18 protein-coding genes are annotated in these 20949 nt (G+C 28.7%); 5 read left to right on the top strand and 13 right to left on the bottom strand.

Annotation, left to right across the window (positions count from 1 at the left end):
* Positions 1-237: 237 nt before the first annotated feature.
* The 8 genes from recJ to NNC19_RS00615 all read right to left on the bottom strand — a co-directional run bounded on the left by recJ (position 238) and on the right by NNC19_RS00615 (position 12777).
* Positions 238-2007, bottom strand: coding sequence for a single-stranded-DNA-specific exonuclease RecJ (recJ, locus tag NNC19_RS00580; protein ID WP_310936637.1), 1770 nt, complete (start codon positions 2005-2007; stop codon positions 238-240).
* 87 nt (positions 2008-2094) lie between these two features.
* Entirely contained in the window at positions 2095-2634 is a 540-nt protein-coding gene (locus tag NNC19_RS00585) for a DJ-1 family glyoxalase III (RefSeq protein WP_310936638.1), read from the bottom strand.
* Positions 2635-2656: 22 nt separating this feature from the next.
* Positions 2657-5569, bottom strand: a complete 2913-nt coding sequence (locus NNC19_RS00590; protein WP_310936639.1) for a DNA topoisomerase IV subunit A — start codon at positions 5567-5569, stop codon at positions 2657-2659.
* Between the two features lie 17 nt (positions 5570-5586).
* Positions 5587-7536: a DNA topoisomerase IV subunit B gene (locus tag NNC19_RS00595; protein ID WP_310936640.1), complete on the bottom strand. Its 1950-nt coding sequence runs from the start codon at positions 7534-7536 to the stop codon at positions 5587-5589.
* 147 nt (positions 7537-7683) lie between these two features.
* Entirely contained in the window at positions 7684-9081 is a 1398-nt protein-coding gene (locus NNC19_RS00600; protein WP_310936641.1) for a glycosyltransferase family 2 protein, read from the bottom strand.
* 419 nt (positions 9082-9500) lie between these two features.
* On the bottom strand, positions 9501-10418 hold the full coding sequence (locus NNC19_RS00605) for a rhomboid family intramembrane serine protease (RefSeq protein WP_310936642.1): 918 nt from the start codon (positions 10416-10418) through the stop codon (positions 9501-9503).
* Positions 10419-10554: 136 nt separating this feature from the next.
* Positions 10555-12348 (bottom strand): oligoendopeptidase F, encoded by a 1794-nt coding sequence (gene pepF / locus NNC19_RS00610; protein ID WP_310936643.1) that lies wholly within the window; start codon positions 12346-12348, stop codon positions 10555-10557.
* Positions 12349-12375: 27 nt separating this feature from the next.
* The gene (locus NNC19_RS00615) at positions 12376-12777 is read right to left on the bottom strand and encodes a DUF6762 family protein (protein WP_310936644.1); all 402 of its coding nucleotides are present in this window, start codon (positions 12775-12777) and stop codon (positions 12376-12378) included.
* A gap of 294 nt (positions 12778-13071) precedes the next feature.
* Here NNC19_RS00615 and NNC19_RS00620 point away from each other — a divergent pair, with 294 nt between their 5' ends.
* From NNC19_RS00620 to NNC19_RS00630, 3 genes are all read left to right on the top strand, one after another.
* The gene (locus tag NNC19_RS00620; RefSeq protein ID WP_310936645.1) at positions 13072-13467 is read left to right on the top strand and encodes a hypothetical protein; all 396 of its coding nucleotides are present in this window, start codon (positions 13072-13074) and stop codon (positions 13465-13467) included.
* 63 nt (positions 13468-13530) lie between these two features.
* Positions 13531-14187, top strand: a complete 657-nt coding sequence (locus NNC19_RS00625; RefSeq protein ID WP_310936646.1) for a metal ABC transporter ATP-binding protein — start codon at positions 13531-13533, stop codon at positions 14185-14187.
* A 1-nt stretch (position 14188) separates the two neighbouring features.
* Entirely contained in the window at positions 14189-14995 is an 807-nt protein-coding gene (locus tag NNC19_RS00630) for a metal ABC transporter permease (RefSeq protein WP_310936647.1), read from the top strand.
* 12 nt (positions 14996-15007) lie between these two features.
* Here NNC19_RS00630 and NNC19_RS00635 read toward each other — a convergent pair whose 3' ends face one another.
* Both NNC19_RS00635 and NNC19_RS00640 read right to left on the bottom strand, forming a co-directional pair.
* Complete coding sequence (locus tag NNC19_RS00635; protein ID WP_396136383.1) at positions 15008-15427, bottom strand: Fur family transcriptional regulator; 420 nt, start codon at positions 15425-15427, stop codon at positions 15008-15010.
* A gap of 70 nt (positions 15428-15497) precedes the next feature.
* Positions 15498-16049: a manganese efflux pump gene (locus NNC19_RS00640; protein WP_310936648.1), complete on the bottom strand. Its 552-nt coding sequence runs from the start codon at positions 16047-16049 to the stop codon at positions 15498-15500.
* A gap of 190 nt (positions 16050-16239) precedes the next feature.
* Here NNC19_RS00640 and NNC19_RS00645 point away from each other — a divergent pair, with 190 nt between their 5' ends.
* Positions 16240-17457: a 6-phosphofructokinase gene (locus NNC19_RS00645; RefSeq protein ID WP_310936649.1), complete on the top strand. Its 1218-nt coding sequence runs from the start codon at positions 16240-16242 to the stop codon at positions 17455-17457.
* Between the two features lie 29 nt (positions 17458-17486).
* On the opposite strand, the gene NNC19_RS00650 is transcribed toward NNC19_RS00645, so the two are convergent.
* The gene (locus NNC19_RS00650) at positions 17487-17786 is read right to left on the bottom strand and encodes a hypothetical protein (RefSeq protein WP_310936650.1); all 300 of its coding nucleotides are present in this window, start codon (positions 17784-17786) and stop codon (positions 17487-17489) included.
* Between the two features lie 15 nt (positions 17787-17801).
* Positions 17802-19097, bottom strand: a complete 1296-nt coding sequence (locus NNC19_RS00655) for an aminotransferase class V-fold PLP-dependent enzyme (RefSeq protein ID WP_310936651.1) — start codon at positions 19095-19097, stop codon at positions 17802-17804.
* 139 nt (positions 19098-19236) lie between these two features.
* Here NNC19_RS00655 and NNC19_RS00660 point away from each other — a divergent pair, with 139 nt between their 5' ends.
* Positions 19237-20220, top strand: coding sequence for a hypothetical protein (locus NNC19_RS00660; RefSeq protein WP_310936652.1), 984 nt, complete (start codon positions 19237-19239; stop codon positions 20218-20220).
* A 48-nt stretch (positions 20221-20268) separates the two neighbouring features.
* On the opposite strand, the gene NNC19_RS00665 is transcribed toward NNC19_RS00660, so the two are convergent.
* Positions 20269-20880 (bottom strand): TetR/AcrR family transcriptional regulator, encoded by a 612-nt coding sequence (locus NNC19_RS00665; protein ID WP_310936653.1) that lies wholly within the window; start codon positions 20878-20880, stop codon positions 20269-20271.
* Positions 20881-20949: the final 69 nt, after the last annotated feature.

A 20949-nucleotide genomic window follows, 5' to 3' on the forward strand; every position in this document is an offset into this window, starting at 1 on the left:
TTTTTAATTTATCACCTCTTCTGTTTGATAATTTTTTCACTTACTATGGTTTAGTTGTAAAAATTAGCTTTTACTAATAGAATAATTAAAATACAAACCAAACACCGTGATATTAATCACGAAATTGTACAAATAAAGAACTACTTATTAGTTTATTTTTCAGTAAAATATAGTTAAATGACAAAAAGTTAACAAAAAAGAGATATTTTCAATATTAAAAACATCTCTTTTTAAATATTAGATTCTCATATTTTTTATGTTTAATTGAATATTTCTTTTCCCCATAAACTCATTTATTCCAGGATAATATACTATATCCATTTTGAAGTTTGAATAGCCATCATCTAGAAGTTTTAAAAATTTTTCTTCTCCAAATCTATTTATAAACTCCTCTTTAAAATATTCATATTTATCAAAATTTACTCCTTCTATATAAGTATTAGTTCCAGGCATGGTAAATCTAAACTTCATAAAGTTCTTTTCTTTTCCCATAAAAAACACCCTACTTACTACTAAATCTTTTACTGCAAATAGAGGACTATTATTTCCTTTTCCAAAAGGCCTTAATTTCTCTATGCTTTCTATTAACTCTTCATCTATCTTATTTAATGGTAACGGCGAATCAATACGAGTCACTGGAACTATATCATCATTCTTTAAAGGGCATTTTTGTATTAAAGCTTTTTTTAGTAATGGTATATTTTTTTCTTGAACAGAAAGCCCTGCTGCCATAGGATGTCCTCCAAACTTTTCTATAAATTCTTTACATTTATTAAGTTCTTCAAACATATTATATCCTTCAATACTTCTAGCAGACCCTTTTGGCATATCTTTTCCTTTTGTTAAAATAATAGTTGGCAAATTATACTTCTCTCTAACTCTTCCTGCTACTATTCCTGCTATACTTTCATGAATCTCTCCATCATATACAAGTATAACTTTTTCTTCTTTATTAAAATTTTTCTCTATGACTTCCATTACTCTTTCTACACTTTCAGATGTTAACTCTTGCCTTATCTTATTTAATTCATAAAGCTTTTTAGCTAATTCTACTGCTCTTTCTTCATCTTTAGTAATCAAAAGTTCCACTGATAAATCTGCTGTTTCTAACCTTCCAGTGGCATTAATAGTTGGTCCAATAACAAAACCAAAATGATATTCATTTATTTCTCTATTTTCAAGTGATGTTTCTTTTATTAATGCCTTAAGTCCTTTGTTATGAGTTTCATTTATTTGCTTAAGGCCTTCCTTTAGTATTATTCTGTTTTCTCCCAAAATTTCTACCACATCACAAACAGTAGCTATAGCTGCATACTGATAGAGTTCTTTATAATCTTCTAAATCTTTTCCCATTTCTGAAAGTAGTCTCAATGCAAATTTTAAAGCTATGCCAGCCCCACAAAGTTCTTTAAATTTATAATTGCAATCATGTTGTTTTGGGTTTACTAAAGCATCTGCCTCTGGAACTATAAATACTCTATTATCCCCCTCTTCTATGTAAGGAATATCATGGTGATCAGTAACTACAACTTTAAGCCCTAACCCCTTAGCTACCTTCACTTGTTCTATAGCAGAAATACCATTATCACAAGTCAAAATAACCTCTGCACCTTCTTCTTTGAGTTTTCTTATTCTATCACTATTTATTCCATAACCTTCTTCTTCTCTATTTGGAATATAATAAGTAAAATTAGCACCTAATTCTTCAAGAGTTTTATATAAGATAGTTGTGCTACATACTCCATCACAATCATAGTCTCCATATATCACAATTTTCTCTCTTGCTAAAATAGCATCTTTTATAATAGATACTCCCTCTCTCATACCTTTCATTGTATTCTCATCTAGTAAATCATTTAAGCTACCATTTAAGAAAAGTGTTGCATCTTCTTTTGAGGCTATTCCTCTATTTGCAAGTAATCTTAATATTAATGGATGTAATTCAATTTCACTTTTTAATATTTCAAATTCTTTTTTTCTATTAATAATCATCCATTTTTCTTTCATTTTACTCATCCTCACTGTTAGATATATAAAAGAAAATAACAAGTCAATACTGTTACTGACTTATTATTTTCTAAAACATATCTTATTTTATTTATATAACATACCACTACTTATTTCTTTATATTTATCATTTCCTAACATCTCTAATAGCTTATATGCAAATTCCATTGCTGTTGCAGGCCCTCTGCTTGTTATTATATTTTTATCTACAACAACTCTATCCTCTTTATAATTACATCCTTTTAGTTCTTCTTCAAAGCCTGGATAAGAAGTTATATTCTTACCATCTATTATTTGGGCTGTACCTAGTACTATTGGAGCTGCACATATGGCTGATACTAACTTATCATTTTCATAAAAATATTTAACAGTTTCAATAACTTTATCATTATTTTGTAAATTTCTCGCTCCTGGCATTCCTCCTGGAAGAACTATTAAATCATAATCCTTTATATCCTCATCTAATGTTTTATCACATTTAACCTCAATATTATGAGCTCCCAAAACATTTATTTTTTCTACTCCAATCATATGGCAGGTAACTCCAGCCCTTCTCATAATGTCAACTACTGTTAAAGCTTCAATTTCCTCAAAGCCTTCTGCTAAGAATACAGCAACCTTCTTCATCTCTATCCCTCCTAAAATTTTATTATATTAGACTTACATTTTTTATTTCATCATCTAATTGCACTATCATTATACTACATCCTCTTCCCGCCCTGTTTTGTAGTTTAATATCTGATAATAGAACCTCATTAGTTTCCTTATTTTTAGTGGATATTTGTAATTTATATTTATCTAACGAAGTTATTGCAATCTCTCCATCTTCTGTTTGTTTCATATTTATGAATGATTTTGCATATATTATCTCATCATCATCTTTAAGGCTTATTCCAGTAACTCCTGAAGCAATTCTTCCCATAACACTTACATTGTTAACTGGGAACTTAATAGCCATCCCCTTTTTAGTAAACATAACTAAATGACCAAGGGTATGATTAGATATATCTACAGAAACCACTTCATCATCTTTATATTTAAATTTGTACCCTTGTTGAATTAAATAATCACCGTTAAATTCTTTTAAATATGTTTTCTTAACAAGTCCTTTTTTAGTAATTGTATATACTGCAAGATTTTCATCATATTCTTTAAATGAATATAATGCAATGACTTTTTCACCTTTTTCAAGTCCATCTACTAAGTTGCTTAATGGTATTTCGTCTTTTATTGCTTCCTGTATTACAAATCCTTGAATTTTTATAGCATTTCCCTTATTCGTAAACATTATAATACTACTGTTTGAATCTGTATTTGCCTTTAAACAATCATTTTTGCTTGATTTTGAAAAACTCTTCAAATTTCCTTTTGCTGTAATACCAATTGTATATTCAACAAATTCCATACTATCAACATATTCTGCACTTATGATTTCATCTCTTGTTGAAAGGTTAAATAGCTGAAGGCCTAATATATTTCGTGGATAATCCTCTAATTTGGGAACTTCTAATGTAAATTCCAATCCTAGTTTTGTAACTACCTTTAAGTATTTTTTATCTTCTGCTTCAAATTCAATTTTTATTACCTTTTCATTAGCTCTAAGTTTACTTGCTTGAATTTTTGAATAGCTACTTTCAAATTTATCTAAAGAACTCTTCTTTATACTTCCCCTATTGGTAATAATTATAATAGATTTATCAGTTGGAAGTTTATCCATAGACATTACTTCAACTATAGATTCATCATCTAAATTTAGAGATTTTATTACAATATCTATTCTCTCTCCCTTTTCTTTCCATCTACCTTCCGGTATGTTTATCCCTCTAACTTTATACATATTTCCTTTGTCAGTAAATAAATGCAGATTATCTTTTGTATTGGATTTTATAAGATATTTAAGTTCATCCCCTTCTCTATATTCTATATCTTCTGGATTTGAATTAGATCTTATATAATTCTTTTGAGGTATCCTTTTTATAAATCCATCTTTTGATAGAGTTATCATAACATCTTCTACTACTAATAACTCTTCCACATCTATCTTAGCTTCACTATCATCTTCAATTATCATAGTCCTTCTTGGATTTTGATATTTCTCAGTTATCTCTTTAAGTTCTTTTTTTATAACCTTTAGAAGTTCTTTATTATCTGATAATATCTTTTTAAGTCTTTTTATAATTTTCTCCAACTCTTTATATTCTTTTTGGAATATTGTTATTTCAAGACCTGTTAATCTATAAAGCATCAACTCTAAAATAGCTGTTGCTTGTGCTTCTGTAAAATCAAATTTTTCTATTAAATTTATTGATGCATCTTTCTTTGATTTAGATTCTCTTATAGTTGATATAACTTCATCTAATATATTTATAGCTTTAATGAATCCTTCAACTATATGAAATCTCTTTTCTGCTACTTCAAGCTCTCTAGTACTTCTACGTGTAACTATTTCCTTTTGATGATTAACATAATGAGTTATTATAGTTTTTAGTCCCATTGTTTGAGGCTTTCCATCAGCCAACGCCACCATATTAAAACTTATGTTACATTGAAGATCTGTTTTCTTAAATAAATATTTTAAAACTTTATCTGCAGTCTCTTCATCAACTGACTTTTTAAATTCAATTACTGCACGAATACCACTTCTATCTGATTCATCTCTAATATCTGTTATTGACTCTAATGCTTTTGCATGTCTCTTATCTCCAGTCATTTCTGAAATTGTTTGAAGTAATCTTGCTTTGTTCCTCTTGTAAGGAAATTCAGTAATTACAATTCCAAGCCTTCCATTTTCTAATTGTTCAATCGAAGTTTTCGCTCTACAAGTAACTTTTCCTTCCCCAGTTTCATAGGAAGACAATAAAGAATTTTGACCAATTAAAATACCTCCTGTTGGTAGATCCGGTCCTTTAATATAATCCATTAATTCTTTAGTTGTTATATCATGATTATCTATATATGCTAAAACCCCTTCAGTAACTTCTCCTAAGTTATGAGGTGGTATATTAGTTGCAAGTCCTACTGCAATACCAAATGTTCCATTTACTAAAAGATTAGGATATCTACCAGGTAATACTTTAGGTTCCATCTCACTATCTGAATAGTTTGGAACCATATCCACTGTATTTTTATCTATATCTCTTATCATTTCCATTGCTATATTTGAAAGTCTAGCTTCTGTATATCTCATTGCAGCTGCACTATCACCATCAATTGATCCCCAGTTACCATGCCCATCCATTAAAGGTTCTCTAGTTGAAAAATCTTGGGCAAGTATTGCCATTGCATCATATACTGAAGAATCTCCATGAGGATGGAATTTACCTAAAATATCTCCAACTATTCTGGCTGATTTATAATAAGGTCTATCTGGATAAGCTTTAAGTAAATAAGCTCCATATAATATTCTTCTATGAACAGGCTTTAATCCATCTCTTACATCTGGTAAAGCTCTTTCTTTCGCGACTTCTATTGCATAAGGTAAGTAATTGTCTGGCATTGCCTCTTCTAGTGGTATCCTAACAATATTGTTATCCTTAGGAATTTTAGTAACTTTCTTTGCCATATTCTGCTCCTTTCTTCCTAGAATTCACCATACTTGTACATATAATTTTTTCTAGGCTCAACAATATCACCCATAAGCAGTGATACCATTCTTTCTGCTTTTGCTGCATCTTCTATAGTAACTTGGAATAAAGTTCTAGTTTCTGGATTTAAAGTAGTATCCCACAATTGGTCTGGATTCATCTCTCCAAGTCCCTTATATCTTTGTATAAGAGCACCTTTACCAATTTTCTTTTTAACCTTTTCTAGATCTTCATCACTATAAGCATACTCATGAATTTCTTTGCCTTTTACAGTTTTATATACCTTATAGAGTGGTGGTTGTGCCAAATATAGATGTCCATTTGCTATTAATGGTCTCATATATCTATAAACATATGTCATCCATAAAGTTCTAATATGATACCCATCAACATCCGCATCACTCATTATTATTATTTTGTCATATCTTAAATCTTCTTCTTTGTAATTATCTAATGTTCCTGTACCTAACGCTGTATTAAATATTTTAAGTTCTTCTGAAGCAAGAACATTTTCAAGCTTTTGCTTTTCTGTATTCATTATCTTACCTTTTGATGGCATTATAGTTTGGAATCTTCTATCTCTTGCTTGTTTGGCCGAACCTCCAGCTGAATCTCCCTCAACTACTATAAACTCATTAACAGTATTGTCTTTATATGTACAAACTGCTACTTTACCAGCTAGTGGTGCTGTACCTTTTCCTATTTTCTTCTTTTCTGCTTCATTAATCTTCTTTATCTTTTCTCTTCTTTGAGCAGCTTGAAGTGCATTATTAATTATGCTTGTTGCTAATTCTTTATTGTCTTCAATCCATTCTAAAAGTTTTGTATATGCTAAGTCATTCATCATAGTATAAGCTTCATTATTTCCAAGCTTTGTTTTAGTTTGACCTTCAAAAACTGGATTAGTTATTTTTATTCTAACGATGGCAGTCATTCCTTCTCTTAAATCGTCACCTTCAAACTCTTTATCTTTCTCTTTTATAAGTCCAAGTTTTCTTGCTCCTTCTTTAAAAGCTCTAGTCATACCAGTCTTAAAACCTGTTTCATGAGTACCTGCTTCTGTTGTTGGTATATTATTAACATAACTTGCTATATTATCTGTTGTAGAATCTGTAAATTGAATACATACTTCTCCATACATCTGAAGATTATTTACAGTTCTATCTCCTTCAAAAAGTATTGGTGTTTCATGAATAGGAGTTTTGCTTTCATTTAAATAATCTATAAAATCTAAAAGTCCTCTTTCAGAATAATATTCCTTTTCAATCTCTTCTTCTTTTCTTTTATCTATAAGCTTAAGTTTTATACCTTTATTCTGGAACGCAAGTTCTTGTAATCTTTCATCAATTACATCAAATTTGAATTCAGTTGTTGAAAAAACCTCTTTGTCAGGCATGAAAGTTATCTTTGAACCTGTTTCTTTTGTTTCACCTATTACTTCTAATTTAGTAACAGGAGTACCTGGCATATCTTTTTTCAAACTTTTATCATATGCATATTCAAATCTTTGACGATATATATTACCATTTTGGTGCACTTCAACTTCTACCCATTTTGAAAGTGCATTGACAACAGCAGCACCTACACCGTGAAGTCCTCCTGATGTTTTGTAGTTTTTATTATCAAACTTTCCTCCAGTATGAAGCTCTGTAAATACCATTTCTACACCACTTTTTTTCTTAATTGGATGTATACCTGTAGGTATTCCTCTTCCATTGTCCATTACTGTAACACTTTTATCTTTATTTAAAATAACTTTAGCTATATCTCCATATCCATTAGTTATTTCATCTATAGCATTATCTAGTATTTCCCACACACAATGATGTAACCCTTTTGAACTAGTTGACCCTATATACATACCAGGTCTTACTCTAACTGGTTCTAATTTTTCTAAAGACGTTAAATCTGTTACATCATACGTCAAATTAATATCCTTTCCCATAACTGTCCTCCAATTTATCTAATGTAAATATTTATCAGTGGCTTTATAGTCTCTAACATAAAATATACTTTTTTTTAGACTGTATGTCAAAATAATTAAGGCGAAGCAATCTAAATAATCATTGCCTCGCCTTTTTATTATATACAATTAAACATCATATATCTCTACATTTCTTACATGTTTTGTTGGGTTCCATTCTTTATTGTTCTTTCTTAGTATTCCTTGTACTGTAATAGGTATCCATGTTAATGTATATATTCCATACAATAAGAATCTAATAAAAAATAATAAAGATTTCTTTCCTAAAATGATTAATGTCATTAAAATGAACGCTCCATAGAATGCTAAATCAACACCAAATACATATGCACCTTGTACCTCTAGATATTTAACTATTAACGGTAACACAAAAATATGGGATGAAAATAACACCATCATAGCAAAAAATCCTTTTGATATTTTCTTATCTAAAATAAGAACAAGCGGTGTCACTATAAACTGTATTAATGCAAATACTTGAAATCCTATATTATTAAAAATATCATTAACCACAAAAATATCACGAGCAGCGCCAATATTACCTCGCATGAAAGTCAAAACAGCTGCTATACCTATAAGCAGTGTTGCAAATGGTTGTAATACATATAATCCAGCATCAAATATGTACCATTTCCTTTCTACAATAGCCTTCTTAAAAAGCTTCATACAATAACGTGATGCTACATCTGTAAAACCTTGCATCCATCTTCTTCTTTGTATCCAAGATTGCTTTAATCCCAATGGTTTTTCATCATAAATCTTTGCATCATGTGCCCATCCTACTTTTTCACCATTCAATACTAATTTACATGTAAATTCTAAGTCTTCTGTTAAACAAGTTGCACCCCAACCTAACTCTTTAAGTGTTTCAGTTGCTATTGCAAATCCTGTTCCTCCTATTTGATTAGATAATCCTATATTATTTCTAGCAAGTTGGAACATTCTATTTTGTGACCAAAACGCTATTGAATATGATGTTGCAATCCATGAATCATTAGGATTTTTGCTATCTATATAACCTTGTACAACTTTGTATCCTTGATTCATTTTTGAATTGATTTCTTTTAAAAAATCTGTATGAACTAAATTATCAGCATCAAATATTGATATTGCATCATACTTCTTATTCATTTTAAATAGTTTACCAAACATCCACTCTAAGGCATAACCTTTTCCTTTATTATCCTTATTAAATCTTTCGCATACAGTAACGCCTTCATATTTTCTTGCTATCTCTGCTGTTTTATCTGTACAATTGTCAGCAATAATATAAATATCAAATAATTCCTTAGGATAATCCTGTTTCTGCATACTTTCAATTAACTGTCCAATTACTACCTCCTCATTATGCGCCGCAACTATCATGGCAAATTTATGGTTAGGTGTATAATCTTTAGTTTCCTTTTTTCTATACAATCCAAGTAAACCTAATATGGCATAATACAACGTAAGCACAAACACAAAAATTTGGAATATAGCTGTAATTGTATTTATAAAATCTCCCATCTTCTTTCACTCCTAATTATTTAATATGACTTAAATTTCATATATTGTTTTTATCCTATTTATGTCATTGTACATCCTTATTAATATAGTGCAAATAGTAAAAAAAATCAAGTAATTAAATCTTAATTTAAAATTAAACTTTTCTTATTATTGTTAGTTTACCTAATATTCCTATCTATATTAATATTATTTCTGGCAGCCTATCTATATTAAAGCATTTTTCTGTTTTTTATGTAAGATATACTATCTAATATATTTGTTGCATACTTGTTACAACTTAATTTTTTTCAATTTAATTATTTGTCATTGATATATCCTTATAATATATATACATAACTTAAATTATATATTCCTTTAACTATAAAATATACAAGAAAACTTTTACAACCCATTCTATCATTTTAGTTTTTATACTTAATTTATTTTTTTATTAAACATATACCAGCAACTATTAATCCACCTATAAAGCCACCTACATGTGCATAATTATCAATATTAGATAAAACTGCAGTTCCTAAATATAGATTAAATGCTATTGTTATTATAATATTCCCAATAACGCCCTTATCCATTCTCTCTCTTTCTTTTATTGCAAATGCTAGTATAGCACCTAAAAGACCAAATATCGCTCCAGAAGCTCCTACCGATAATGAATTAGGTGATAAATAATAACTAAATAAACTTGCTGTTAAGCCTGAAATTATATAAATAATAAGATATTTATATCTTCCATAAATTTCTTCTATTTGTGTTCCAATTGAATATAATGAATACATATTAACTGCAATGTGAATAAGTCCACCATGTAAAAACATACAAGTGAATAATCTCCACCATTGTCCTTGGTTAATTAAAGGTGTATATTTTGCACCTAATATAGCCAATGTATAATCATCAATGCTTAAGTTTTTCACAAAATTTGTTGTCATCAATGCACTTATAATAAATACAACTATATTAATAGCAATTAATGAAACAGTAACAGTATACTTGCTAACATTTCTTATACCTGAATTTTTATTTCTTCTAATAATTTCAGCTGAAATATTTCCAAAGACCTCTAATCCTAAATCACAATAAATTATTCTAGGATTATTAATATCTACAACTACCTTAGAGTAGTTTTTATTATAATCATAAAAACTATTTCCATCACTTAGTACTATAACACTTAATCTAAAATCCAATCCTTTTCCTAGTAAATATTCTCTAGCTTCTTTTTCATCTACATCTGCATTACTATTATCAGTAATAATTACAGCAAGTATTCCTTCTGAAAAGTTTTTAAGTCCAATCCAAATCTCTTTTTTACTATAAATATTTTTACATTGATCCATATAAAAACCTTCATGCCTAGTTAAATATGTAAAAATATTCTTCATATATTTATCCATTTATGCGACCAACTTCCTAAAAATAAAATATTGGATTAATTAAACCATAATAATAAGATTTAATCAATCCAATATTAATTTATAATTGTTCTAACATATCTAACAACTTATTAAATCTATCTAAAGTAGCTTCTATTGGTTTAGGTGTTGTCATGTCAACTCCTGCATCCTTTAATATATCTATAGGATATTTACTTCCACCACTGCTCAAAAATCCTATATATTTATTTACAGCATCTTCTTCTCCATTTATTATAGATTTTGCAAATGCTGATGCTGCAGCATATCCAGTAGCATATTGATATACATAAAAATCAGAATAGAAATGTGGTATTCTTGCCCATTCACTATCTATCTCTTCATCTACTATCATATCTTCCCCAAAATATGTTTGATTAAGTTCATGCCATTTTCTATTGTAATCATCAGCTGTTAGTGGATTTCCATCACTTAAAGCATTATGAGTAAATAATTCAAATTCAGCAAACATCAACTGTCTAAATACTGTAGTTCTTATCTGTTCTAATTCTTGATTAATTAAAAATAACTTCTTATTTTTATCTCGTTCTTTTTCAATTAAATGATTAATTAGCAATGCTTCATTTGTGGTAGACGCTACTTCTGCACAGAATAATGTATATCCTGAATAATAAAATGGTTGCACTTTTCTAGAGTAATATGAATGAATTGAATGACCCATTTCATGAACTAAAGTTGATACATCATTTAATTCATAGTTATAATTTAATAAAACATATGGCATAGTATCATATGCTCCCCAAGAATATGCTCCACCTCTTTTACCTTTGTTTTGATATATGTCTACCCAACCACTTTTTATACCTTCTTTAAATATATTCATATACTCATTTCCTAGCGGTTTTAATCCTTCTTCCGCTATTTGTACTGCTTCTTCAAAAGGTATATCTTCCTTCTCCACTTCAATTATAGGCACATAAAGATCGTACATATGCATCTCTTCTAACCCAAGAAGTTTCTTTTTTACTCTTACATATCTATGAAGCGAAGAAACATTGTTGTTTATAGTTTCAATAGCTTTTTCATAAACTGATAAAGGAATATCGTTTGGACCTAGCGAAGCCGCTAATGGTGAATCATATTTTCTAACTTTTGCACTAAAATTAAAAGTTTTTACAGATGCAGTTAATGATGTAGCAAATGTATTTTCTAGTTTCTTATATTCTTTAAATAACTTTTTAAAAGCATCTTTACGAATCTCTCTATCCTTACTCCTAATAAATGAGGAATAATTACCCTCAGTTAATTCAACTTCATCTCCATCTTCATCTTTTATATTTTCAAAAGTCATATCAGCATTTGTAAGCATATTATGAATGCTTGCTGGAGCATCTAAACAATCTGAAGCTAAAGCTAATAATTCTTCCATTTCTTTTGTTAATATGTGTTTCTTTTCTTTCAAAATATCTTTTAACATAAATTCATATAATTTAAATCTTTCATCACTATTGACTAAATCTTCTATAAATCCATCTTTTAAAGCAAGAATTTCCGGAACAAAGTATGCACTATAACTTCCTAGTTCAGCCATATATGAATCTATTTTATTCATAACACTCTGTGTATTTTGATTTGTAGTATCTTCATCACACTTCATATGTGCATAAACATAAAGTTTTTCAACTTTTCTGGAAATCTTTTCATTTAACTCAAGATATTTTAATATTTCTTCCTTATCTTGAAGTTTTCCTGAAAAGTCCTTAATCTTTGGACTTTCTTCCTTTAAATTTTGAAAATCTCTTTCCCACTCATCCTGATTTTCATAAATCTTATCTAGTTTCCACTTAGCTTCCTCAGGTATTTCTTCTCTCTTCTTTAATACTTTCTCATTCATTTTGGCGCCTTTATGGCTCCCTCCCTTCTATTCTTTATATTCTTCTTCCCTTCCACTAATCGCTTTAAAAACATTCGTCATCTGTTCTTCTATAATACCTACAACTTTATCTATAGTTTCTTTCATTTCTTCACGTTTATCACTATATTGAAATTTTACTATGAATGTTGGATTATATTCTTCTAAATCTTCATCTATTCTAAATCCAACTTCTTCAAATGCATTTTTATTAAACAAATCATATATTGCAGAGTATTCCCATTCTTCTACATCTTTATTTGTATCAAAATATAAATTAACTTCATCTTCTATGACAAATAACTTTTTTATGTATAAAGCTCCTTCATTAACCTCAAAACTTCCTAATTCTCTTGTTATATACCCTGTTTCTTTATCCTTTTCCATTAAAACTAAACTTGAAAAATCCATATTATTCATCCTTTCTCAGTAAGGGACATGAAAATAAATAACAGTTCCAAATTTGCCATGAATATTTTTCATCAGACAATCTGCGCTGACACAGCATGATGGAAAATAGTCTGGCGGATTGACCTGTTATTTTTTTGATTGTCCCTAATATCATTATTGACGTCTATTATCATTATAGAATTTTTTAACTCTTTTAATCAATAGGTGCTTTTTAAAATTGTAAATAAACATTACATATTTATTTAATTGTAAATTTATGGTAATATTTTCTTGAAGTAATTAGGAGGTGTTAAAATGGTCAAAAGAAAGAAAATAAAAAACAAAAGTGAACTCAACAGAATTATGCGATTAAAAAAAACACGAAAAAAAAGAATACGTGCACTTATATTATTAATTGCTGTTATTTTATTATCTACTTATTTACTACGTACATTATATATAAAAAACAAAAGTAAAGACCTTCAATATGCAGTTGAACATTCTCTAACTTCTGGTGACTCTAAAGAAAGACTACTTAGAGTTGATAATATTTCTCTAATATTTGATGATAATAAAAAGGCAATAGTTGAAGTTTCTGGACTTAGCAAAAGTGAACCTCACTCTTCAACAAAAATAAAAGGTACTTTTAAAAGAGGTATGTTAAATTCTTGGGAGTTAGAGGAATCAAAAAAAATTGAAAATGAAACTTAGCAGTTGCAAATTATTTGCATGTAAGTATATAATATAAGTTAGATTATTACGGGAGCTGATTTTGTGATTAAAATTGCTAATATGAATTTTAGCTATGACAAGTCCCAACTACTTTTGAATGATATAAATCTGCATATACCAAAAGGTGTGTATCTTTCAATAGTTGGAGAAAATGGTAGCTGCAAAACCACATTAATTAAACTTATTTTAGGATTACTTACTCCTATTTCTGGTTGTATTGAAGTAAATACTAAAAAAATTTCTTATGTTCCTCAAAGGGTGGATGGATTTAATTCTGACTTTCCTATTTCTGTATTTGAAATATTAAAAGCACATGCTAAAGCACTACATCTTGATGTATCTGAGTCTGTTCTTGATGTATTAAAAAAAGTTAATATGGAACCTTTTAGAGACAACCTTATTGGAAATCTCTCTGGTGGCCAACAACAAAGAATTTTTATAGCTAGAGCACTTATGGGAAATCCTGACTTGATAATACTTGATGAACCATCAACTGGTGTTGATTTTAAAAATCAACAAGAAATTTATTCTATATTAAACTATATCAATAAAGACCTTGGAACAACAATTATTTCTATTGAACACAATATGGATGTAGCTTTAAAATACTCTTCTCATATATTAAAAGTTAAAGAAGGAAAGGTATTTCTTAAAACATGTGAAGAATTTGTAAATGAAACGCCTTTAAGAGGTGCTTGAGATGTTTCAATATGATTTTATGACAAATGCAATTATAGCCGGTGCAATAGTTTCGATTTTATGCCCTATTATTGGTTTATTTATTGTTCTAAGACGTAACTCAATGCTAGGAGACACCTTATCACACTCCTCATTTGCTGGAGTTGCAATAGGCCTAGTTATGGGTGTTAACCCAATTTTATCAGCATTTATTTTTACAACATTATGTGCTGTTCTTATTGAAAGCTTAAGAGGATATTTTAAACAGTATGCTGAACTTGTAATGTCAATAATGCTTACATTAAGTCTGGGAATAGCAATTATATTAATAAGTTCTGGAAAGACTACAACAAAAGTGAACTCAATACTTTTTGGTAGTATTTTAACAATTTCAACTCAAGATTTATTAATAATTTCTATTTCTGGATTAATTTGTTTAATATTATTAGCTATAATATATAACAAATTAATATATGTCATATTTGATGAAGAAGGAGCAAAAACTGCTGGAATTAATGTTAAACTCATTAATTATTTATTCACTATTTTAGTTGGAGCTACAATATCTTTATCTATTCAAATTATGGGTATTCTTGTTATATCTTCTATGATGGTAGTACCAGTAGCAACTGCTATTCAACTTAAAAAGAATTTTAGCAAAACATTAGTCTTTTCAGTTTTATTTGGATTTATAGATATAATGTCTGGATTAATTATTTCTTATTATTTTAATAGTGCCCCTGGGGGAACAATAGCTGTAATGTCTGTAGTAATTTTACTATTAGTTTTAATTATAAAAAACTTTAAAAAAGGAGTAAAATCTAAATAAAATATTTAGATTTTACTCCTTTTTTTCATGTTTACTACATTCTTCACATATACCTGTCATCACCAAATTATGCTTAGTCAAAGTAAATCCAGTTTCACTTTGAACTATCTCTTCTATTTGTCTCATTGGGCAAGGAACCTGAACTTCCTTGTTGCAAATAGTACATTTTAGTAAATGTTTATGTTCTTCTCCTTTAAGTCTATATGAACATATTCCTTCTTTTAATGCAAATTTATCTATTATTTCTTTTTCTTCAAAAAGCTCTAATGCTCTATAAACTGTACTTAAATTAATATCAACTCCATTATTTTTACACTCTTCAAATATAGCATCTGCTCCCATACTTTTATTAGCTTTAGTTAAAACTTCTAAAATGGCTATTCTGCCTTTTGTTACTTTAAGCCCATATCTTTTTAAAAAGTCATTAAACATTATAATTTCACCTACAATTCAAATTGTATAATTCTAACTTCATTATAGCATAATATCTTTATAAGTATCCTTAAAAAAATATCATTTTAATTGAAAATAATATAAGTGAAAATCCTCCAAATAAGCTTGCATACTTTTTAACAAAATTAATTCTACTAATATATCCACTGATAAAAAGTCCTATAGTGCAAATTAATAAAGTTATTAATCCTATCAATATAGTATATACAAATAATATAAATATTTTTTGTATATCATTAAAAATAGTAAATCCAATTACCATAGCATCAATACTTACAGAAATTCCCAGAATTATAATTGCAGCTTTTTTAGCAAGTATTGATTCATCACTTTTTTTCAATCCATCTATTATAATAAGTATTCCTACAATTCCTATTACCACTCCTCCTACTACACTTGAAATAGGAAATATATAATTATTAAAAAAGTAACCTGATATCCCACCTATAAAAGCTAATAAAAATTGAAAAAACGCAAATGAAATTATATATTTTTGCTTGTCTATATTTTTTATATTTCTATTTATTCCCACTCCTAAAGTGACTCCAAAAGCATCCATAGCCAATGCAACACCTATAACAATTACCTCTGACACAACCATCTCTAACCACCTATACATATTTTTCACTCTATTAATAATAGTTTCATTTTAAAATTTTTATGCTTTTTTTTAAAACTCTTTATTAATACTCATTTTTGTTGTATAGTATTAAATAGAGTAGACATTTAAAATATATTGTATATCACATTTAGATGTATAATATAAATATTTAATGTAAAAGGAGCCTGTTATGCCAAATTGTATAATTGCACAATCTGGTGGACCTACTGCTGTAATTAATTCAAGCGTAGTAGGCCTACTAAAAGAAAATCAAAAATCAAACAAATTCGAAAAAGTTTATGGTGGATTAAATGGAATAGAAGGTATTTTAAATGAAAATATCATAGATTTAACAGCTATAAGTATGGAAGATATAGCTAGATTTCAATATACACCTTCATCAGGTCTTGGATCTTGTAGATATAAAATGAAGGATATATCAACATCTACTGAAGAATATGATAAGCTTTTAGATATATTAAAGAAATTAGATATTACAACTTTTTTCTATATTGGTGGTAATGATTCAATGGACACTACTGCAAAACTTGGAAAATACGCAAAAGAAAACTCTCTTGATATAACTTTTATTGGAATTCCTAAAACTATTGATAATGATCTAATGCATACAGATCACACTCCTGGTTTTGGAAGTGCTGCAAAATTTATTGCTACAACTACTTTAGAAGCATATTTTGACTCTTCAGTATATATCAACAACGGAATCTTTATCCTTGAGACTATGGGAAGAGATGCCGGATGGCTTGCAGCTTCAGCTTGCATGGCACAATATAATGGTAAACCTGTTGCTGACTTTATATACTTACCAGAAAAACCTTTTGACATAATAGAGTTTATAGAAGATGTTAGAGCAAAATTTCAAGAACAAAATCAAGTTTTTATAGTTGTTTCTGAAGGATTAAGAAATTCAGTTGGTAGATTTGTAACAGAATTTGATTGTGTTTCTCAAGATACATTTGGACATGCTCAACTAGGTGGTGTAAGCAACTTTTTAAGACAAACTATTTTAGATGCTGGTATATCTACAAGAGTAAAGGCTCTTGAGCTTGGAATACTACAAAGATGTGCAATGCATTCAGCATCTCAAACAGATATAGATGAAGCTTTTAATGCAGGAGCTGAAGCTTTAAGATCTTCAGAACCTGAAAATAACGGGTGCATGGTATCTATAAAAAGAGAATCAAATGATTCATATAAAGTTTCATATGAATTGGTTCCAGCTGATACTGTTGCAAATAATGTAAAATATTTTCCTGTTGATTGGATTAACGAAAAAGGAAATCATATTAACGAAGAGGCCTATGAATATTTTAAACCATTACTTGAAGGAGTTCCTACTTTGTACACATTTAACAATGTTCCACAGTATAAAGTATTTACTAAATAAACCACATATAATTACCAATAAAGATGAGGCTATCCTGCCTCATCTTTATCTAATTCCTCATATTCATATACAAAAGCAGGTAAAATACTATAACTAATTGTAATCCAAATAGCTTCAATTATAAGTTTATTAATAATATCAACAGGTATTATTATAATCAATAGAAAGAACATAAGAAAAATTGATAACATTAAAAGTTTACTTATTATTGTTGCTACCAAAGTTCTTCCACAGTTTGGACAAATAATTTTATCCATAGAATTCTGCCTTAATATATATGATGAATTTATTTCAAATTTGCATCTATCACATACCTTGCCCAATTTCACAGTATCCCCCATACATTACTTGCTTTTTTTAATTATCCTTTCTATACATTCTAAAAAATAGTCTACTTCTGCTTCTTGATTATAAATTCCAAAACTTACTCTTATCATTCCAGGCATATGCTCATTAACATCATGAATAAATGCACTTGCAGATTTTTCACTTATATGCATAAGCCTCCTACAATATGGATGTGCACAAAACCAGCCTTGTCGTACTGAAATTCCATAATATTTTGCCAAAGTCTCTGCAACATCTTGATGATACATAGATTTTATATTAAATACCCCTATTCCCAACCTATCTTCTCTATTTACAACATCTCCATAATTTATAATTCCAGGTATAGAGTTTAGTCCATCTAATAATTTATCTCTTAGTTTTACTTCACTTTCATGAATATTTTTGAATTCTATTTCATCCAATTTACTTAAAGCATTAGATATTGCAATTGCTCCAAAAAAATTTGGAGTTCCTGCTTCTTCCTTTTCAGGACTTTCTAAATATTCAATCTCATTATCCATGACAAATTTAACTGTACCACCTCCTTCATTATCAGGTAAACTTTTATCAAAAACTTCTTTTAAACCTATTATTACTCCTACCCCAAAAGGAGCATAAAGTTTATGTCCTGAAAAAACTAAAAAATCTATACATTCTTCTTCTGTGTTTCCTGACATATCTACTTTTAAATGAGGTATTAGCTGAGCACCATCTACAATTATTTTTGCATCATATTTATGTGCTATCTTAGCTATTGCATGAATATCATTTATATATCCTGTTACGTTTGAAGCTCCTGTTACAGTAATATACTTAACTTTCCCTTTATGATAAACTAATTTTTTTTCAATATCCTCAAGTTTTAATCTACCTAACTTATCTACCTCTATATAATCTATATTCCACCTTCTTCGCCATGGCAAATCATTTGAATGATGTTCCATTCTAGTTGAAAGTATAATATCATCATTCTTATTTTTTAATAATCTTGATAATCTATTTATACCACTTGTTGTATTACTAACATATATTACAGTATATTTATCTTTATCTTTTATATTAAAAAAATCCATAATATAATTTTTAGATTCATAATATAGCCTTGTAGTTATCTCTGCTTTATGGCCAGCACCTCTACCTATAGACCCATAATAATCACTTAATCCTATCATAGTTTCCAATATATTTTTAAATGGTGGAGTTGTAGCCGCATTATCAAAATTTATTGCTCTTATTTTTTTACCATCAACTATATTTACTTTTGAATCTATTCCTAAAAATAACTCATTAATTTTTTCATCCATATGCATCTCCCCCCAATAATATTGTATTCATATAATTCATTTAAGTTCTATGTTCTAGTCACTAACAAAAAAACATATTATTAAAGGTAACAACTATATATATGATTCATATAGTTATAATAAAGTATTTTTTTGGAGGAACATAATGCGACCAGATCAAAAATATATGCCGAACTTTTCCAGACATGATGAAGACGATGATTATGATAAAGACAAAAATGATAATGAGGATATTAACTTAGTTCCATTTAATACACAATTGCCTTATAATGTTCTCACAACTGGTTGGATTCCTGTATTCATTTTTGATAATTCTAAAAATCAAAGCAATATTTCAACTTCTATGTCTGCAACTATTCCTAATAGTCCTATGGGAATTTCTAATCCATTTGGACCACAATTTAATTTTCCAAATCTCTCTAACATAGGTGGAAATAATCTTAATCCTCAAAAACCTAACTATTCGTATGCCCCTATGGGATCTCCTGATGCTGGAAATCAGTTTACAACACCTTACTATACTCCAGCAGGTACTCCTGGATATAACCCTTGGAGCAATATACCTACTGATGACACCATTACTCCTAATAGCAACTTAACTAGTACTCCTATGGAATTATCTGATGACTTTAACACTACAGGTGTTACTCCTCCTGGTGGTTCAACTAATAATCCTTTTGGTGGATTCTCAGGTAGCTTTGAAGGAACAATCACAGGACTTGGTATGAATACTCCTCAAGGTAGCACTCCTGGCGGATTGGGGATGAGTACCCCATTTGGTAATAATTCTGGAGGATTGGGAGGAACTAATAATAACCCTATAACAACTCCTCTTAATGAAAACTTAACACCATATAATCTTAATCAAAATAATTATGGAACTCCACGACAAGATATTGATATTACTGAAATTATTAAAAATTTTGATCTTGATTTAAATGAAGACTTAGATTTAAGTAGAGTTAATTCCGATAAAAGAATAGACGATATATTTTCTAGCATTACTCAAAAACATGAAGAAGTTGTCTCTCTACTAAGAGCATATAATATTCCATTCCCTATAATTAAACTTCTCATTAGAAAAATAATAAAACTTACACTTGCTCATGGTAAAAGAGAAGACGAATAATAAAGAGAAGTAGTCCAATTAAAATTACTTGGACTACTTCTCTCTATTTTAGCCTATCATAGCTAAAATTTTATTAAATAAAACTGGCTTTATCACATCTATTTCTTCAGGTTCTCCCAAAACTATTGAACTATAACACACACTACCTGCTAATTCAAATATCATAAATAATGTTAATTCAGCTTCAATTTCTTCCATTCCCCTTTTTATTAAATTCTCAATAAAAAAATTAACTACTTCTTCAACTTCTCTATTTTCATCTGGATTCCTTAGTGCTCTTTTGAATAATCCTGCAGATAAATTTTTATTTATTAACTTTAACATTAATCTATTTTCTTTAAAATAATTAATTACATAATCAATAAAAAATATTGTTCTATCTTCAAAGGACTCTATTCCTTGCTCTTCAGTTTTAATCATAGCTTCTTTTACTACTTGACTACTCTTTTTTAATATCAATTTATTTATAATATCGTACTTGTCCTTAAAATATAAATAAAATGTTCCTTTTGCCACTCCAGCCTTTTTTACTATTTCATCTATAGCTGTATTATTTGCTCCTTTAGTTGTGAATAATTCATAAGCTGCTGTATATAATTCATCTTCTTTCTTTTTCTTTTTTTCTATTATCTTACTAATAATTTTTTTTTCTTTAGGCATTTTTTCCTCCTACTTTCACTGTTTGTCACTCACTTGCTATACTCTTACTCATTAATTAGTTAATTATTC

The sequence above is a fragment of the Clostridium sp. SHJSY1 genome, assembly GCF_031626875.1.
Taxonomy (GTDB): domain Bacteria; phylum Bacillota; class Clostridia; order Clostridiales; family Clostridiaceae; genus Clostridium.

Excerpts from the sequence above, each read along its gene's own strand:
- NNC19_RS00600 (WP_310936641.1), bottom strand. The coding sequence starts at position 9,081 with ATGGGAGATTTTATAAATACAATTACAGCTATATTCCAAATTTTTGTG.
- NNC19_RS00605 (WP_310936642.1), bottom strand. The coding sequence starts at position 10,418 with ATGGATCAATGTAAAAATATTTATAGTAAAAAAGAGATTTGGATTGGA.
- NNC19_RS00630 (WP_310936647.1), top strand. The coding sequence starts at position 14,189 with ATGTTTCAATATGATTTTATGACAAATGCAATTATAGCCGGTGCAATA.
- NNC19_RS00640 (WP_310936648.1), bottom strand. The coding sequence starts at position 16,049 with ATGGTTGTGTCAGAGGTAATTGTTATAGGTGTTGCATTGGCTATGGAT.
- NNC19_RS00585 (WP_310936638.1), bottom strand. The coding sequence starts at position 2,634 with ATGAAGAAGGTTGCTGTATTCTTAGCAGAAGGCTTTGAGGAAATTGAA.
- recJ (WP_310936637.1), bottom strand. The coding sequence starts at position 2,007 with ATGAAAGAAAAATGGATGATTATTAATAGAAAAAAAGAATTTGAAATA.
- NNC19_RS00655 (WP_310936651.1), bottom strand. The coding sequence starts at position 19,097 with ATGCATATGGATGAAAAAATTAATGAGTTATTTTTAGGAATAGATTCA.
- NNC19_RS00595 (WP_310936640.1), bottom strand. The coding sequence starts at position 7,536 with ATGGGAAAGGATATTAATTTGACGTATGATGTAACAGATTTAACGTCT.
- NNC19_RS00635 (WP_396136383.1), bottom strand. The coding sequence starts at position 15,427 with ATGTTTAATGACTTTTTAAAAAGATATGGGCTTAAAGTAACAAAAGGC.
- pepF (WP_310936643.1), bottom strand. The coding sequence starts at position 12,348 with ATGAATGAGAAAGTATTAAAGAAGAGAGAAGAAATACCTGAGGAAGCT.
- NNC19_RS00620 (WP_310936645.1), top strand. The coding sequence starts at position 13,072 with ATGGTCAAAAGAAAGAAAATAAAAAACAAAAGTGAACTCAACAGAATT.
- NNC19_RS00660 (WP_310936652.1), top strand. The coding sequence starts at position 19,237 with ATGCGACCAGATCAAAAATATATGCCGAACTTTTCCAGACATGATGAA.
- NNC19_RS00615 (WP_310936644.1), bottom strand. The coding sequence starts at position 12,777 with ATGGATTTTTCAAGTTTAGTTTTAATGGAAAAGGATAAAGAAACAGGG.
- NNC19_RS00645 (WP_310936649.1), top strand. The coding sequence starts at position 16,240 with ATGCCAAATTGTATAATTGCACAATCTGGTGGACCTACTGCTGTAATT.
- NNC19_RS00590 (WP_310936639.1), bottom strand. The coding sequence starts at position 5,569 with ATGGCAAAGAAAGTTACTAAAATTCCTAAGGATAACAATATTGTTAGG.
- NNC19_RS00665 (WP_310936653.1), bottom strand. The coding sequence starts at position 20,880 with ATGCCTAAAGAAAAAAAAATTATTAGTAAGATAATAGAAAAAAAGAAA.